General features: G+C 73.2%; 9 protein-coding genes and 1 pseudogene. 6 read left to right on the top strand and 4 right to left on the bottom strand.

Features of this window, described 5'->3' with window-relative positions:
* Positions 1 to 486: 486 nt before the first annotated feature.
* Positions 487 to 4,002: a CHAT domain-containing protein gene (locus ACZ5D2_RS06505; protein WP_371680343.1), complete on the top strand. Its 3,516-nt coding sequence runs from the start codon at positions 487 to 489 to the stop codon at positions 4,000 to 4,002.
* The gene (locus tag ACZ5D2_RS06500) at positions 3,995 to 4,987 is read left to right on the top strand and encodes a hypothetical protein (protein ID WP_468927612.1); all 993 of its coding nucleotides are present in this window, start codon (positions 3,995 to 3,997) and stop codon (positions 4,985 to 4,987) included. Before ACZ5D2_RS06505 ends, ACZ5D2_RS06500 begins: the two co-directional genes overlap by 8 nt.
* A gap of 259 nt (positions 4,988 to 5,246) precedes the next feature.
* Here ACZ5D2_RS06500 and ACZ5D2_RS06495 read toward each other — a convergent pair whose 3' ends face one another.
* Both ACZ5D2_RS06495 and ACZ5D2_RS06490 read right to left on the bottom strand, forming a co-directional pair.
* Complete coding sequence (locus tag ACZ5D2_RS06495) at positions 5,247 to 7,865, bottom strand: MDR family MFS transporter (protein ID WP_468927956.1); 2,619 nt, start codon at positions 7,863 to 7,865, stop codon at positions 5,247 to 5,249.
* Positions 7,866 to 7,915: 50 nt separating this feature from the next.
* Positions 7,916 to 10,855, bottom strand: a complete 2,940-nt coding sequence (locus ACZ5D2_RS06490) for an AfsR/SARP family transcriptional regulator (RefSeq protein WP_468927610.1) — start codon at positions 10,853 to 10,855, stop codon at positions 7,916 to 7,918.
* Positions 10,856 to 10,935: 80 nt separating this feature from the next.
* On the opposite strand from ACZ5D2_RS06490, the gene ACZ5D2_RS06485 reads away from it, so the two are divergent.
* The 3 genes from ACZ5D2_RS06485 (at position 10,936) to ACZ5D2_RS06475 (ending at position 13,504) form a co-directional block, all read left to right on the top strand.
* Complete coding sequence (locus ACZ5D2_RS06485; protein ID WP_468927607.1) at positions 10,936 to 11,499, top strand: carboxymuconolactone decarboxylase family protein; 564 nt, start codon at positions 10,936 to 10,938, stop codon at positions 11,497 to 11,499.
* A gap of 132 nt (positions 11,500 to 11,631) precedes the next feature.
* A complete protein-coding gene (locus ACZ5D2_RS06480) occupies positions 11,632 to 12,609 on the top strand; it encodes a GNAT family N-acetyltransferase (RefSeq protein ID WP_371680347.1) in 978 nt (325 codons plus the stop codon).
* 43 nt (positions 12,610 to 12,652) lie between these two features.
* Positions 12,653 to 13,504: an SAM-dependent methyltransferase gene (locus ACZ5D2_RS06475; RefSeq protein ID WP_371680348.1), complete on the top strand. Its 852-nt coding sequence runs from the start codon at positions 12,653 to 12,655 to the stop codon at positions 13,502 to 13,504.
* A 117-nt stretch (positions 13,505 to 13,621) separates the two neighbouring features.
* On the opposite strand, the gene ACZ5D2_RS06470 is transcribed toward ACZ5D2_RS06475, so the two are convergent.
* Positions 13,622 to 14,080, bottom strand: a complete 459-nt coding sequence (locus tag ACZ5D2_RS06470; RefSeq protein ID WP_468927602.1) for a transposase family protein — start codon at positions 14,078 to 14,080, stop codon at positions 13,622 to 13,624.
* Positions 14,081 to 14,539: 459 nt separating this feature from the next.
* Positions 14,540 to 15,079: a GNAT family N-acetyltransferase gene (locus tag ACZ5D2_RS06465; RefSeq protein ID WP_371680350.1), complete on the bottom strand. Its 540-nt coding sequence runs from the start codon at positions 15,077 to 15,079 to the stop codon at positions 14,540 to 14,542.
* 98 nt (positions 15,080 to 15,177) lie between these two features.
* Here ACZ5D2_RS06465 and ACZ5D2_RS06460 point away from each other — a divergent pair.
* Positions 15,178 to 15,999 (top strand): annotated as a pseudogene (locus ACZ5D2_RS06460) (FAD-dependent monooxygenase); the annotation flags it as partial.
* Between the last annotated feature and the right edge of the window lie 733 nt (positions 16,000 to 16,732).

Below are 16,732 nucleotides of genomic sequence, written 5' to 3'. Positions count from 1 at the left end.
ACCGCCCGGCACCGCCACTCACTTGGCCGGAACTGGGGGAACGGTTCTCGTGCGGCGATCACCGAGACCGGAGGATCACCGGGCTGTCGCCCGTTGTGATCGCGGAACCCGTGGCCGAGGTAGGCTCGTCATGGCACGAACGGCACCGGGCAAGGCTGGGGTCCAGGCCGCGGAAGCGAGCTCTTGGCGCTGGTGCAAAGCACCGGCTGGTCTTCATCGACGTCCCGGTCCAGTCGGCGGCACGGACCGCGGTGACCCTCCCGGCCGGGTCGAGCTCGTACTCCTGCCGCCCGCTGCCGGCGTCGTCGACCGCGGTGAATTGGCCACCCGGCGGAGGACGTTGAGGCGGGCTGCGGCCGTGTCCGTATCCATGGCACCCGCCGCGCTCTCCGTCGCGGCCCCACCATGCGGTGCGGGTATGCCGGCCATCGGAACAACATGGCCGAACACCCCGCGCGGCGCCACGTTTCCTGCTTGGCTGTTGCCGTGAGTGACGAGGTGTACGCCGCGATCGAGCGGCTGGCCCTGGGCCTGTGGGGTCCCTCCGTGATCCCGCCGCGGGACGCCCCCGCCGAACAGTGGGCCGCCCTGGCCCTGCGGGTGGCGGAGACCGTGACGGCACGGCCCCGCCCCGAGGGCCCGGGCGCTCCCCCCGCCGAGGCGGTCACCGCCCTGGTCCTGCGCCCGGGCACGGAGGCTCGGCCCCTGTGGCAGGTCGCGGACGAGTCCCTGATGGTGAGCCGGGCTCTCGACGACACCGCTCACGCGTACCAGGGCGAGGACGACGCCGAGCTGATCGGACTCGCCCGGAGCCTCCTCGACGGCACCCCCGAGAGGGCCGCGGCGGACGGTTCGGGCCCGGCCGGTTTCCGGGTGTGTCCCCCGGTGGTGCTCTCCCGCTACGGATCCTCCGACGCGGACACCGACGACGACACCGACCGGCGGACCCTGGAGACCGAATGCCGCAGCGAGCTCCGCGACGGCACGGACCGGCTGCGCCTGCGCCGGGCGCGCTCCGCCCTCGGCCTGATCCTGCTCACGCGGTACGAGCGCACGTCAGGTCCGGAGGATCTGGACGAGGCCGTCGAACTGCTGGAGCAGGCCGTACGGTTCGCCGCCCCCGACAGCCTCGAGGACACCGCCCACGGCGACCTCGCCCGCGCCCTCTCCCTCCGGTTCGTCCGCTCGGGCGATTCCTCCGATCTCGGCCCGGCCATCGAACACGCCATGGCGGCAAGCGTGTTCGACCGGACCGGAGCACCGGTGGGCGACCGTGCCGCCACCTGGCAGGCCGTACTCGGCAACGCCCTCTGCATGCGCTACGACGCCCTCGGCGCGCCGAGGGACGTGGAGAACGCCGTCCACGCGTTCGGCGAGTCCCTCCGCCGCCTCCCCGCCGAGCACCCCGACACGCCGGAGCTGCGCTCCCATCTCGGGGCCGCGCTGCTGCGCCGTCACGAGCTCACGGGAGCGGCCGACGACCTCCGCGCCTCCCGCGCGCTGCTCGGCGGAACTCGGTGGGCCTCCGAGCGGGCGGCGGCGCTGCACGCCGAGTTCCTGCGCAGCGGGGACCTCGAGGCCCTCGACGGCGCCGTGGCCGACGGCATCGCCGGGGTCGGGCAGCTGCCCGACCGCCGGCTGCTGCCCGGGGCACTGCACGACCTGGCGGCCTACTGCCTGTCCCGGCACGAGACGCTCGGCGTCCGGTCCGACGCACAGGCCGCGCACGACCTGCTGACGGTCGCACGACGGCTCTCGCGCGCGGGAACACCCGCGTACGCCCTCCTCCTGGTCGGTCTCGGGCGGGCGCTCCTCGCCCTCTTCCCGGGCATGGGGATCGACTCGCTGACCTCGGCGGCGGAGCTGTTCGAGGAGGCGGGCGGGATCGCCGGGACGGCCCCCGAGCTGGAGGCCGAAGCGGTCGTACTCCTTTGCGGGACGTTGCGCCGGCTGGGCCGTTTCCTCGATGACCCGCCCCTGCGTGGGGCGAGGGCCGACGCGCTGGACGCCAGGCTCGGCGAGCTGGCGAACCGGCTGCGCGCGGTGGCCGCCGCAGACGCGTACCCGTCCGTCCTCCTCGAACGCGCCCGCCTGCGGCGCGTCCTGGGGGATCCGGCGGGCGGCGGCGAACTCGCCCGCCAGGCGCTCGACGAACGGCTCTGGGAGCTCCTCGCCGAGCCGGATCCCGGCCACGCCCACCGGTCCGCCCGCCGGAACCTCGACGCGGCCTGCGAGCTGGCCGCCTGGCTCCTGGAGGACGGGGCTCCCGACCGTGCCTTCGCGGTCGTCGAATCCGCCCGCGCCCTCGCCCTGCGCGCCGCCACCGAAACGGTTCCGGTCGCACGGCAGTTGGGCTCGCTCGGCCTGGACGGGCTGCGTGCCCGGTGGCTGCGGGCCGTGGAGCCGGCGTCGCGCGGAGAGGCCCCCGGGGGCGCTGCTGTCCTGCGTGCTGCCGGCTCGGCCGCTCCGGCCCACGCCCCGGTGCCCGCGGAGCTGCGTCCCCTCGTCCTCGAAGCGCTCTCCGGTGCCGCGGACACCGACCCCGTCGTCGGCGACTTCACGGGCACGACGACGCAGGACAGGACGGCCGAGCTCTGCCGGGAGATCGGCGCGGACGCTGTGGTGCACCTGCTCCCCGGCGACGGGGAGCGGTCCGGCTGGGCGCTGGTGCTGCACCGGGCCGGCCCGGTCTCGGCCCTGCGGCTGCCCTCGCTTCATGTGGGGGCCGACGCGTTGCGCACCTTCGTGGGCGCCCACGACCACCTTCTGCGGTACCCCCGCAGCGGCCCGGCCGGCTGGGGGCGGGCCCTGCGGGCCGTCTGCGACTGGGCGTGGACGGCGGCGATGCGCGACCTGGCCGGTCACCTCGTCCCAGAGGACGGTGTGGGCCGGAGAGGGGTCCCCCGTGTCGTGCTCGTCCCCACCGGAGTGCTCGGCCTCGTCCCCTGGCACGCCGCGCGGCGCAAGGTGGGACTGCCCGACGGTACCCGGGGCCACCGGTACGCCCTCGAAGACCTCGGTATCAGTTACGCGCCGTCCGCCCGGGCCCTGGAGTGGTTCGCCGCTCGCACCCTCGCCCCTCTCGACGGCGGCGGCCTCGTCGTGATGGACCCGCTCCGCGACCTTCCCCACGCCCGCCGGGAGGCGGCCGACATCCACCGCTGGCACTACGCCAAGGGAACGCGGCTGGGCAGCTCGGGAGAGCCCGGCAGCAGCCCGGCCACTCCGCGGGCCGTCCTCGACGCCCTGCACCCCGGTGCCGGCGGCCCCCGCCCGCCGGTGGCCCACTTCGCCTGCCACGCCAGGACCTGCGTGCCCGCCGCCGACTCGCACCTGCTGCTCGCCGGCGGTCAGCGCCTGAGCGCCGGCCGGCTGCTCGCCGACGGCACCCGCGCGACGGGCCCCGGGCCCGGGAGCCTCGTCGTCCTCTCGGCATGCGCCACGGCCGTACCCGGCGCCCGCTACGACGAGGCCCTGAGCCTGGCCACGGCCTTCGCCTCGCGCGGAGCCGCGGCCGTCGTGGGGTCGCTGTGGGCCGTGGGCGACGCCGACACCGCGCAGCTCATGACCGAGTACCACCACTTCCTGAACCTCGACGGACTCGCGCCCGCCGAAGCCCTGCGCCAAGCGCAGCTGCGCATGCTGGAGCGTGCCCGACGCCGCGGTGCCGGCGGCGGCCCGGCGGCCCGGACCCGGGCCGAGGACCCGGCGCGCTGGGCGGCCTTCGTCCACCACGGCCGGGGACTGCCGCTGCCCGGTGACGCCGCACGCGGGCCCGGCCCGGAGGACCGGGTCGCGTTCCGCCCGGCGGGACCCGGTACGCAGGTCCGTCAGCCCATCCTGGGCAGGCTCCCCGGCTCGGGCAGAGCCGAGTACGCCTGGAAGTGCCCGGAGCCCGGGTGCGCGCGGGAGACGACCGGCGACGCGAAGGCCCCGTACGACGAGGACTGCTGTCCGGACCACCCCCACCAGGCCTTCGAGCCGGTGCTGCCCCGTGGGTGATCTCGTCAAGGGGATGGTGGAGCCGCTCGCCAAGCGCTGGACGGCTTCGATGAGCGGGCCCCTGCTGCTTCTGTGGCTCTCAGGGGCCCTGATCCACCTGCACCAGCGCGGCGGCCCGGGACACGCCTGCGCGAAGCCCGGGTACTTGGCGCGGGCGGGGTGCCAGGTCGCGAAGCAGGGAGCGCCCGGCGCCGTCGTGCTGGCGGCCGCGCTCGCGGCGGCGGTGCTGTTGTCCGGTGTCGCGCTCTCGGCCGTCGCTTCCCCCGTGCTGGAGGTGCTGGCCGGGAGGTGGGGCACGTCCGCCCCGGTCGTCGCGTACGCGCGGCACCGCACCGCCCGGCACGCACGGCGCCGCGCAGTACTCGACGCCCGGAGCCGTGCGGCTGCCGCGCCGGCCCGCTACGATCCGCAGGCGCAGGTCACCTGGCAGGCGCAGAGTGCCTGGCGGCGCGACCGGGCGTTGCGCAGCTGGTCCCACTACCCCAGGCGCGCGGCGGACCTGCGGCCGACCTCGGTCGGGAACGCACTTGTCGGCGTCTGCGAGCAGATCCGGCGCGACTACGGCTTCGAGCTGCCGGTGTGCTGGGGTCCGTTCGTCGAATGCCTCGACACGGCCGCCCGTGACCGCCTGATGGCCTCGGCCACCCGCGTGCTCGGCAGGACCCAGGCCCTGATCTGTGCGGTCGCCGCGGCCGGGTGGGGCCTCCTGCTGCCCGGACTCGTTGCGAAGTCCCTCTGGGTCGCGCTCTGCGCCGTCTGCGCGTGGGGCGCGAACAGGGCCCTGCGCTCCGGGACGGAGGCCTACTGCGCCCACGTCTGCGACGCCTTCGCCGTGCACCGCATCCGCCTCTACCGGGCGACCGGCATCGAGCCGCCCGCGACGACGACGGACGAGCCCCGGTCCGGGAAAGTCCTCACCGACGCCCTGGCCATGCGGCTCGCCCCCGGCGAATCCCGTCCCTTCCGCTGGCCGGACACGCCCTGACCGGCAGCCCAGGAGGCACCGCCAGCTGTCTTCGGCTCGTTCCCGAGGCTGCACACGCCGCCTGAGAGACGCAGCGTTCGCACCGGACGCGAGGACATCGGCGGCGCGCCCCGCATGGTTCGAGCTGAGCCCGAATTGATCCATGACGTCACCGGGATACTTCGCGGCATCTGCGGCAGACAGGTTGTCCACCGCCGCCAGTTGCATGGCGGCGCGTCCGTTGGCGATGGACTGGGTCTCGGAGGCCCGGGGGCGCCGGTCACCGGGCGTTGACGCCGGCCGTACTGGGTGCCCCGGCCCTGACCAGCAGGCCGGCGGCCAGGGCCGCCAGCAGCAGGGCGCCGGCCGCCCACCAGAGGGTGTCGGTGTAGCCGTGTATCAGCTGCTCGGACTGGTTCTCCTCCGACGAAGCGGCCAGACGGGCGCCGATGAGGGTCACGAGCAGTGCCGCGCCGATCGACTCGCCCACCTGCTGGGCCATGACGACGACCCCCGAGGCCGCGCCGGAGTGCTGCGGGGCGACGCCGGAGGTGGCGGTGGCGAAGAGGGGTCCGGAGGCCAGACCGCTGCCGAAACCGGCGAGGACCATGCCGGGCACCACATGGGGCCCGTAGGCGCTGCCGGAGTCGAGGGCGGCGAGGAGCAGCGTCCCGGCGGCGGCGGTGACCAGTCCCGACACGATCAGCACGCGGGGCGCGGTGCGGTGTTGGAGGCGCGCCGAGACCTGTGTGGCGGCGAGGACGGCCGCGGCGGCCAGCGGCAGGAGCATCACCCCGGTCATGCCCGGGGCGTATCCGAAGACGTACTGCATGTAGCCGGTGAGCGTGGGGAGCAGCGCCAGGAACCCTGCGCCGGTCAGGCTCATCGCCAGGGCGCAGCCGAGGCGGTCGCGGTCCCCGCCGAGGTACCCGGCCGACGGGGCACCGGACGTCCTGGTCCGCCGCCACAGGAAGGCCGCGAGCAGGAGGACGCCCACCGCGAGGAGGCCCAGGGCCGGGGGAGTGGTCCAGCCGAGCCGCCCGGCCTCGTCCATGCCGTAGACCAGGGCGGCGAGTCCGGCGGAACCGAGCAGCACGCCGAGCAGGTCGGGGCGGGCACCGCCGCCGGGCGGGCGGCCCGGCAGCAGGGTGGCCGCGCCGGTCAGCGCGAGCGCCGCCAGCGGGACGGAGGCGTACTGCGACATCCGCCAGGACGCCAGCTCCGCGAGCCAGCCACCCGCGAGCAGCCCGAGCGCCCCGCCGCCGGCCGCGACCGCCCCGTAGATCCCGAAGGCCCGGGCGCGTTCCCTCGGGTCGGTGAAACCCGTGGACACCAGGGACAGCGCGGACGGTGTCAGCAAGGCGGCGAACGCGCCCTGCAGGGCGCGCGCCGCGATCAGCAGGCCGGAGTCGCCGGCCGAGCCGCAGAGCGCGGAGGCCACCGCGAAGCCGGCCATGCCGGTGATCAGGGCCCGCTTGGCGCCGACGAGGTCGCACAGGTACCCGCCGAGCAGCAGCAGCCCGGCGAAGGCGAGTACGTAGGCGGTGACCGGGTTCAGTGCGTCGTCGGCGAAGCCGAGATCGGCCTGGACGGTCGGCAGGGCGGAGCTGAAACCCATCACGTCGAGCAGTACCAGCAGCTGCGTCAGGGCGATCACGCCCAGCCCCCACCAACGTCTGGGGTGCGGGGCGGCCGGGTCGGGGAGGGCGGTCGGGGGCGGCCCGAAGCCCTCCGCGGGGACGGACCGCGCCGCGGCCGGGGCCGTGGGCGCGTACGGGGGCGCGTACGGGGGCGCCAACGGGGGCGGCGGCGCGGGGACCGGCTGGTGCTGGCGCGGCACGGAGGGGAGGCGGGGGTCCGGCGGCGCGGCGGGCTCCGCAGCGGGTGTCTCGGGGGCCCAGTCCAGCAACCTGGCGGCGCGGCGGCCGAGTTGCGCCAGTACCGTGCCCGGCAGCCACTCCCCGGCCTGTTCGACCGCCGTCCGGTCGGCGATCTCCTGGGGGGTGGGCCGGGCGGCCGGGTCCTTCTCCAGGCAGGCGCGTACGAGCCCGGTCAGCGGCTGCGCAACGCCGGTGAGGTCCGGTTCCTCCTCGGCGACCCGGAAGAGGTGGGCGTTCAGTCCGGAGTCGGCGGCGCCGAAGAGGAGCCGTCCGGTGGAGGCGTACACGAGGACGGCACCGAGGCAGAAGACGTCGCTGGCGGGCGTGAGTTCGCGGCCGCGGACCTGTTCCGGGGACATGAAGCCGGGGGAGCCGATGAGCATGCCGGTGCGGGTGTGCAGGCTGTCCCCGGTGAGGCTGTCCATCGCCCGCGCGATGCCGAAGTCGATGACGCGGGGGCCGTCGACGGTGACCAGTACGTTGGACGGCTTCAGGTCACGGTGGATCAGGCCCGCCCCGTGCACGGCCCGCAGGGCGACGGCCAGCCGGTTGGCGAGGGTGTGCACCGAGTGGTCGGGCAGCGGCCCGAAGTCCTCGGCGACCACGGTGCGCAGGTCCGGCCCCGGGATGTACTGCGTCGCCACCCACGGCACGGCGGCCTCCGGGTCGGCGTCGAGGACCGCTGCCGTCCAGTCCCCGCCCACCCGCCGGGCGGCGGCCACCTCGCGGGCGAAGCGCCTGCGGAACTCGGGGTGCCCGGCGTGCTCGGCCTGCACGACCTTCACGGCGACGGTGCGCCCGCCCTCGGAACGGCCCAGATAGACCAGGCCCATGCCGCCCTCGCCCAGCCGGGCGATCAGACGGTAGGGGCCGATGTGGGTCGGGTCTGCTGCGATCAACTGGTCCACGGGGACGAAGTATGCCAACTGCCGGGCCGGAGTGGACCCGGGCTCCGGACACCGGAGGAACGCCCCGCATTCGGCCCGGGTCGTCGAACCGCTGTTGGCCGGGCGGGTCAGGGTTCGGTCATCACCGGCGGGCCGAGCGGCTCACCGGGCTCATCCCCGAGTCACGGTGCCTGAACCGGCTGCCGGCCCGTCGTCTCCGGCGGTTCGGGCCCCTCCGCGGTCGGCGGCAGCTCGGTGATGAAGGTGCGGATCTCTTCGGCCTCGGGCACGGCGAGGGCGGTGTACAGGTCAAGGGCCTGTCGGGCATGGTCGTGGGCGGCGTCGGTTCGGCCGAGGTCGCGGTGGACGTGCGCCAGGCCGGCGTGGGCGCGGGCCTGTTCGGGGCGGTAGCCGGACTCGCGGGCGAGGGTCAGCGCCGTGTCGTGTTCGGCCGCGGCCCGGGCGAGGTCGCCCAGGGAACGGGCGGCTTCGGCCAGGGCGTTGAGGGATTCGGCCTCGTCGCCGGGGAAGTCGAAGCTGCGGCTCAGCTCCAGGGCATCGTGATGGTGGCGCCGGGCCTCGCCATAGCGGCCCTGCCGTTGGTACAGCAGCCCGATGTTGTTCAGGACGACGATCTCGCCGATGCGCGATCCGTTCTCGCGGTGCAGCTGGAGTGCCTGGCGGTGATGGTCGTGGGCGTCCTCGAATCGCCCTCGGCGCTCGTGGATGATGCCGAGTTCGGTCAGTGATCTGGCTTCGCCGGCGCGATCGCCGAGTTCGCGGAAGAGCGCGAGGGACTGCCGGCAGTGGTCGTGGGCCCGGTCGTACTCCCGGCGCCGGGAGTGGAGGGTGCCGAGGTTCTGCAGGGCGCGGGCCGTGGCGCCCCGGTCGCCGGCGTCGCGCGAGAGGTCCAGGGCGCGCAGGTAGCAGTCGGCCGCTTGCTCGTAGGCGCCGTGCCACCAGTAGTGCACCTCGCCGAGGTCGAGGAGCGTGCGTGCCTCGGCGGCCGTGTCACCGCTTCGTCGGCTCGTCCGGAGCGCGAGGCCGTGGAGGTCCAGTGCGTCGGTGTGGTGGGCGTGGCCCAGCAGGTACCGGTGCAAGGTGGCGGCCAGTCGGCTGGGGTAGGGGCGCCAGTCGTGTTCGGCGGCGTGCCGGGCGACCGCCATGAGGTTCGCGCGTTCTGCGTCCAGCCACCGGATGGCATCGGCCTCGTCCAGCAGGAGCGGGGCTTCCGCGGCCGGTGCGGGGATGAGTGGTCTGCGGTTCTTGCCCTCGGGGTAGAGGTGGTCGACGGCCGTGCTCGCGGTGTGGAGATAGTGGTGGAACATTCGTCCGACGGCGTCGCGCCGGACATCGGAGGGTTCCTGGGCGGCCGCGGTGGCCAGGGCGTGTTCGCGCAGCAGGTCGTGGAAGGTGTAGCGGCCCGGCTGGTGCTGGGCCAGGACGTGGGCGTCCAGGAGGTCTTCCAGGAGCGTCTCGGCCTCCTCGCTCGGGAGGCCGGCCAGCGCGGCGGCCGCCTCGGGGCCGATGTCACGGCCCGGCTGCAGCCCCAGGAGCCGGAACATGCGCTGCTGATCGGCGGTCAGTTGCTGGTAGGACAGCGTGAACGCGGCGGCCACGCCTCGCTCCGACGTGGCCAGCTCGGACAGTCTGCGGCGCTGGTCGCGAAGTCGGGCGGCCAGATATTCGACGGTCCAGCGGGGGCGATGGTGCAGCCGGGCGGCGGCGATGCGGACGGCCAGCGGCAGGAACCCGCACAACTGGAGCACGTCGAGGACGGCGAGCGGTTCGGCGGCCGCCCGGTCGCCCACGATCGCCGTGAACAACTCCACGGAGTCCGCGGCAGGCAGCACTTCCACGGACAGGGCGTGTGCCCCGTCCAGGTCGGTCAGCCGCCGGCGACTGGTGACGAGGACGAGGGTGTGGGAGGCGCCGGGCAGCAACTGGCGCACCTGGTCGGCGCCGAGGGCGTTGTCCAGCACGGCCACCACGCGACGACCGGAGAGTTCGGAGCGCCACAGCGCGGCGCGGTCGGTGACCGATGCCGGGACGTGTGCCGCGGGTACGCCGAGTTGGCCCAGCAGGATCTCTAGCGCGGCACCGACGTCGAGCGGCTCCTGACCGGCGGTGTGCGCCTGAAGGTCGACGAACAGTTGCCCGTCCGGGAAGTGGTCCGCGAGGCGGTGTCCCGCATGGACCGCGAGGGTCGTCTTGCCGACCCCGGCCATCCCGTCGATCGCCGCGATCGTCACGCTCCCGCTGTTGTTGCTCGTCCACAGGCGGGCCAGCCCGTCGAGCTCGCCCTCGCGTCCGGTGAAATCCGGGACGTCGAAGGGCAGGAAGTTGACCCGCCGGGTCTTCGCCGGCACGGCGACCGGGGGCTGCAGGGCGGGTTCGTCCCGCAGGATGTCCTGTTCGAGCTTGACGAACGCGCGGCCGGGGTCGAGTCCCTGCTCCTCCGCCAGGGCCGCCCGGAAGTCCCTGGCCACGTGCAGCGCGTCGGATTGGCGTCCTGCGCGGTGCAGCGCGAGCATCAGCCGGCAGCACAGACGTTCCCGCAAGGGGTTGGCCGCAGCGTGGACGGTCAGTTCGTCGATGAGGTCGTCGTGACGGCCCAGGGACAGTTCCAGGTCGGCCAAGCGCTCGACGGCGGTCAGCCGCTGCCCGTTCAGGCGTGTTCTGGCGCTCTGGACGTAATGGGCGGTGACGTCGGCCAGCGGCTCTCCCCGCCACAGCGCCAAGGCGGTACGAATCCGGTCCACGGTGTCCCGCGGGTCGTCAGAGGTGGCCGACGCCTGGGCGATCAGGCTGGTGAACTCGTGCAGATCGAGTTGTCCCGGCTCGGGAGCGATCACGTACCCGGCCGGCCGGGTGGACAGCATCCGGTCGGCTCCCGAAGCGCGCAGCATCCGTCGGATCGCGGCGATCGTGGTCTGGATCTGCGCGCGGGCGGAGTCCGGCGGCAGCGGCCCCCACATCGCGTCGATCAGGCGGTCCGTACTGATCGCGACCCCGGCGTGCAGCAAAAGGTAGGCGAGTACCGCTCGATGACGGGGTGCCAGCCCCGGCGACTCCGAACCGGGGGCCAGGGTCACCACCGGGCCGAGGATCGTGAACCGCATACCGTCACTCCGGGGGTCACCAGCGCGTGCATCGAAGAAGCATCGGGAATGTATCAAGATCCACCGGCAGGGTTGCCGGCATGCCAGCACTCCACACCATCGAGCCGGAAAAGGCGACCGGTGAAGCCGCGACCCTGTTCACCGCCACGCACCAGGCCCTGGGAGTCGTCCCCAACCTGGCCAAGGTGATGGCCAACAACCCAGCCGTGCTGAAGGGATACGTGGACGTCGTTACCGCCCTGAGCGCGGAGGGGACCTTGTCGGCGGAGGTGCGCGAGCGCATCGCGTTGCTGGTGGCGCAGGAGAACCGATCCGACTACTGCCTGTCCGTGCATGCGTTCCGCGGGACCAGAGTGGCCGGGCTGACCTCGGCCGAGGCCACCCGCGCGCGGCGGGGCGAGGCCGACGACCCCTGGGCCGCGGCTGTCCTCGACCTGGCCGCCGTGGTGGTCCGGAACCACGGAGCCGTTTCCGACGCGCAGCTGGCGGCAGCCCGGCACGCCGGCCTCTCCGACGGGCACGTCGTCGAGGTCATCGCCCACGTGGCGCTCGGCGTGTTCACCAACTACCTGGCCACGGCGTCGCGCATCGACATCGACTGGCCGCTCGTGCGCCACACCGACTGGGAGCACGCGAAGACCTGAACGTACGCGATGACACGTCAGGGCCGGACCGCCTGAACCGGCCCGGCGATGACACGTCAAGGCCAGACCGCCCGAACCGGGCCCCAGCCGGCGCCCGAAGGAATGCGAACCATCCCCACCGAGGAGTCCCACATGATCACCGCCGTCCCCCTCACCGAGGTCTCGACCGAAGACGCCACCGCCTGGCACGCGGTCGTGGCGGCCTCGCTCGCCGGCGATCTGCCCGAGGAGCCCCGGCCCACCTTCGAGCAGGTCCACGCCCGACTCACCGTCACCGGGCGCGACAACCGCCGGCTGCTGTGGCTGGCCACCGCGGCCGACGGCGCGGTGCTCGGTGTGGCCGGGCTGCGGCTGTTCACCTCGCCCGGTCAAAGCCACCTGGCCGAACTGGAGCTGCACGTCGCCCCGGACGGACGGCGCTCGGGAGTGGGCTCGCACCTGCTGGCCACGGCCGTGGAGGCGGCACGGGCCGAGCAGCGTCGCAGCCTGGTGGCAGCCGCACCCGGTGACGGACCGAGCGGCGCCTTCTGCGCCGCGCGCGGCTTCCGGCGCGTACTGGCACTGGACCACCTGCTTCTCGACGTCGCGCACGCCGACGATTCCGGTGCCGACGCCGAGCACCCCGGCTACGAGCTGGCCGGCTGGACCGGCACGGTTCCCGACGGGCTGGCCGGGGCGTTCGCCGCGGCCAAGAACGCGATGAACGACATGCCGACCGGCGACATGGACTACGGCAGCCAGGCCTGGACCGCCGACCGGGTCCGCGCCATGGCCGAAGTGCTGGCCGACCGCGGTGACCTGCTGCTGACGACCGCCGCGCTCCGCGACGGGGAGGTGGCCGGGTACACCGAGATCGTCATCCGGGCCGGGGAGACCCACCGGGCCCTGCAGTACGACACCGTCGTGGTGCACGCTCACCGCGGCCACGGGCTCGGGCTGTGGGTCAAGGCCGAGATGGTGCGCAGGCTCCGCGCCGAGCACCCCGGAATCGGGGAGATCGAGACCGACAACGCTCAGGACAACACGCACATGCTCGCCGTGAACCGCCGACTGGGCTTCCGCTTCCACCGCAGCACCCACGAATACCAACTCGACCTGCCCGCCAACTGACCGCTCCCCTCTCCTTCCGACCGCTCCCCGAGGAGAACGTCCGATGAAGAAGTCCGAGACCCCCGACCCGACCGCCGCCGTCCCGGCCGGCACGCTCCGTACCGACGGGACGGCGGTGGCCGCGAAGCTGCTCCCCGACACCGCCCGTGCCGCACCGCCGAGCCGCGAACAGATCTCCGGCATTGCCCACACCGGCCACCCGATAAAATCTCCGCTCGACGACGACTCGGTCAGCCGGCTGCTCGAACGCGGCCTCCCGCGGGGCGACGAGCGGGTGCTCGACCTCGGATGCGGCACGGCGGAATGGCTTCTGCGCGCCCTTGCGGCGCGCCCGCACCTGCACGCCGAGGGCGTCGACGTCTCCGAAGTCGCCCTGACGCAGGCCCGCCGGGCAGCGGGCGGACTCGGGGTCGACGAGCGCTTGGTCCTCCACCACCGGGAGGCCGTGGACTTCGTCTCTGCACAGCCGTTCGACTTGGTGATCAGCGTCGGCGCCACGCATGCCTTCGGTGGTCTTCTCCCCACCCTCGCGGCGGCCCGCAAGCACCTGGCCCCCGGCGGCCGCGTCCTGATCGGTGAGTCGTACTGGGAGCGTGCCCCTTCGCCGGCGGCCGTCGAGATGTTCGGTGACCTCGACGACCTGGCGACCACGGTGGACCGCGTCGTCGCCGACGGATGGACCCCCGTCCACGGCCATGTCAGTACCCGCGGGGAGCTGGACGCCTACGAGTGGGCCTGCTGGGGCTCGCTGGCCTCATGGGCCCTGGACCACCCAGATCATCCGGCCGGCGCACAGGTGCTGGAAACGGCCGCCGCTCAGCGTTCGCAGTGGCTGCACGGGTACCGGGACAGCTTCGGGTTCCTCTGCCTGGTCCTGCGTCGAACATCTGATTGATCGCAAATGACGGTTACGACATGTCACGGCCGGTGGTTTCTTCGCCGGTCTCGGTAACGAGTAGCCGCACGATAGGGCTTGGGACGTGCTGGCCTGGCCGTCCGGCTTGGGCGTGGATCAGCAGGCCGTCGCGCGGACGAGGTCGAGTTCCGTGCTCGGCCTGCTGCGGGTTGGGCGCTTTGCGCTGCGGTCGGAGACCAGGGCGCCGATTGCGGCGATGACCCCGGGCAGGTCGTCGCGCTCGCCGGTCCAGCGTTGCAGCGACCGCCACTGCTTGACCTCTGCGTTGGCGTGCTCGCCCGTGATCCGCCGTTGGGATTGGCAGCGGCGCGCGTGGTCGTAGAAGTTGCGCTCGGACGGCCCGGCGTCCGCCGCTGGTTTCTTCGGCGGGGCGCTGACCTGGCCGGGGAAGTCGCGGGCAAGGCCGGCACAGCCGGAATCGACTTCGGCTTTCACGTTCGGGTGCAGCCGCAGCTGCTCCTCGATGCCCTCAGTGCGTACTGCGGTGGCATCGTGCATCCGGCCCGGGCGGATCGCCCCGAGCCACAGCTCCCGGCCCTGCTCGTCGCAGATCATCGTGGCCTTCGGTGTTCTGCTTCTTCTTGCCCGACACGAACGCCTTACGGCCCGGCCGCCCCGCCTGCGGGCGGCGTACCTGCACCTCGGTGCCGTCGATCCGCAGGCTGATCCCCTCGGCCTGGGCATAGGCGAACACGTCCGCGAGGGTCCTGAGCCTGATCCCGGGCCGATCCGGCACCGCGAAGCCGCGAGCGGCCAGCAGCGGGCGCACCTCGCGACCGCCCGGCCGATCGTGGAGGGCGAGACTCCGAACAGCGCGCCGCGAGCACCCTGTGTGACAGCGCCCAGCGCAACACCACCAAGGTCACCAGCACCCGGTCCACGAAGATCCCGCACAGGGCAGAATCAGAGCAGGCCGCGCGGGCCCAACTTGACTTCACACTCCAGATGATCCCGCGCGGCTCTTCGCCTTCCGGCACCAGGGCGGCTGCCGGAGCCTGACCGCCGATACCCCGATCATTCAGGCCCGGGCCGGTGCACCCATTCCTGGTCGAGGATGCTGAAGACTTCGGAGTCACGCCAGCCGTCCCGGATCCGCGCAGTGTGCCGGTGTCGGCCCTCGTGGGCCATGCCGAGCTTGCCCAGCACCCGGGCCGATGCGACGTTGCGAGGATCGCAGGTCGCATAGATCCGGTGCAGTCCTCTCAGCCCAAACCCTCTGCCGAGAAGTTCCCCGCCGATGGCTGTGCCCACGCCTCGCCCCCACACCCGAGGATGGACGAGGTAGGAGATCTCGCCCTGGCGGTGGGCCAGGCTACGGACCTTCAGCTCGCCGATACCGACGAGTTCACCGTCGAGGCAGGCCGCATACACGAATCTCGTCTGCGGGGACTGCAACCGGGCATCCACCGCGCCTTGGACGAAGTCCCGCGTCTGTTCCTCGGTGTTCGGCCCCCACGCCTGGTATCGGCAAGCCTCCGGCAGGCTGGCGAAGGCATGTACAGCGTGGCAGTCACCGACAACGAGATCGCGCATAGTCACCGAGGTTTTGATCACGAGCCGATCCTGTAGGCCAGGGCCGCCAAATACCAGCACTCAAGTCGCGGGGCTTCTACACGATCAAGATCGCGTCATTATCGTGCGGCTACTCGTAAGGTGCCGAGATCCGGCGCGGCTGCGAGGTGGTCGGGCTGAGCCCGGACGAACGGGGGGTGAGCGTCGAGCTGGGCGACGGCAGCGAGCTGCGTGCGCGCTTCTTCGTCGGCTGTGACGGTGGGCGCAGTGCGGCGCGCACTCACCGCGCTGGCCGTCCCGCTTCGGCGACGCCACCCGGCAGGCCGAGCGCTACTGCGTCGACCGGGTGTTCCTCGCCGGGGACGCGGCGCACATCCACCCGCCGACCGGCGGGCAGGGACTCAACCTCGGCATCCAGGACGCCTTCAACCTCGGCTGGAAACTGGGCGCCGCGGTCGTCGGCCGGGCCCCCGGAAGGACTGCTCGACAGCTACCACGCCGAACGGCACCCGGTCGCCGCCGACGTGCTGGACAACACCCGCGCGCAGATCCAGCTGATGTCGACCGAGCCGGGCCCGCAGTCGGTGCACCGCCTGCTGGCGGAACTGATGGACGTCGAGGAGGTGAACCGCCACCTGATCGAGAAGATCACCGCCATCGGGGTCCGCTACGACTTCGGCGAGGGCCACGAACTGCTCGGCCGACGGATGCGCGACCTGCAACTGAAGCGCGGTCGCCTCTACGAACGGATGCACACCGGCCGAGGTCTTCTGCTCGACCGGACCGGCCGCCTCTCGCTCGCCGGCTGGGAGGACCGGGTCGACCACGTCATCGACGTCGGCGAGGAACTCGACGTGCCCGCCGTACTGCTGAGGCCCGACGGCCACGTGGCATGGGTCGGCGAGGACCAGCGGGAACTCCTCGGGCGCCTGTCCTCGTGGTTCGGCGCCGCAGCCGGCTGAGCGCGCGGATCGGGAGCGGTGGCCGCCGGAAACCTCGTTCAAGAGTGTTCCTCGCAGGCGTGAGGGCAGCCGATCGCACCTGGTCAACGGCGACCTGTGCTACGCGGGTGTGGCCGGTGCGATCGGCGAGGACCGTGTCGCGACCTGGGTCGACTGGTTCATCGGCAACAGCCGCTCGGCGCGGCTGCGCCCCTGGATGCCCTGCGTCGGCAACGGCGAGACCGAGAAGGGCAACGGCCCCCTGGGCCTCACGGGTTACCGGACCTACTTCACGCTGCCGGGCGCGACGACCGCCACCGACCCCGAGACCCGTGGTCTGTGGTACGCCTTCACCGTCGGCGCCGTCCGTTTCATCAGTCTGGCCAACGACGACGTGGCGATCGTGGACACCGGCGACATCTGTCTGCGCGGATACTCCGGCGGCGCACAACGCCGCTGGCTGGAAAGGGAGTTGAAGTCAGCGCGAGCCGCCACCGATATCGACTGGATCGTCCTCGCTGCCGGTCCGCGGCACCCTGCCGAACGATACCCGCACCCCGATTCCGGTCTCCACCACGACCGATGTCGCCGACACCGCCAAGGGCACCGTGCACATGATCATCGGTGGCGGCCATACGAGCGTGGGGGGGGGGGGGGGGGGGGGGGGGGGGGGGGGTGGGGGGGGGGGGGGGGGGAGGGGGGGGGGGGGGGGGGGGGGGAGGGGGGGGGGAGGATATGACTCTCCGCCGAGATC

It is taken from the genome of Streptomyces sp. NPDC031479, from assembly GCF_055581065.1.
Note: the sequence above shows the minus strand (reverse complement) of the source record. Positions and strands in the feature narration are given on the sequence as shown.

Bases quoted from the DNA above. Each gene is read 5' to 3' on its own strand.
- ACZ5D2_RS06490 (WP_468927610.1), bottom strand. From the start codon at position 10,855: ATGCGGTTCACGATCCTCGGCCCGGTGGTGACCCTGGCCCCCGGTTCG.
- ACZ5D2_RS06485 (WP_468927607.1), top strand. From the start codon at position 10,936: ATGCCAGCACTCCACACCATCGAGCCGGAAAAGGCGACCGGTGAAGCC.
- ACZ5D2_RS06480 (WP_371680347.1), top strand. From the start codon at position 11,632: ATGATCACCGCCGTCCCCCTCACCGAGGTCTCGACCGAAGACGCCACC.
- ACZ5D2_RS06475 (WP_371680348.1), top strand. From the start codon at position 12,653: ATGAAGAAGTCCGAGACCCCCGACCCGACCGCCGCCGTCCCGGCCGGC.
- ACZ5D2_RS06470 (WP_468927602.1), bottom strand. From the start codon at position 14,080: ATGATCTGCGACGAGCAGGGCCGGGAGCTGTGGCTCGGGGCGATCCGC.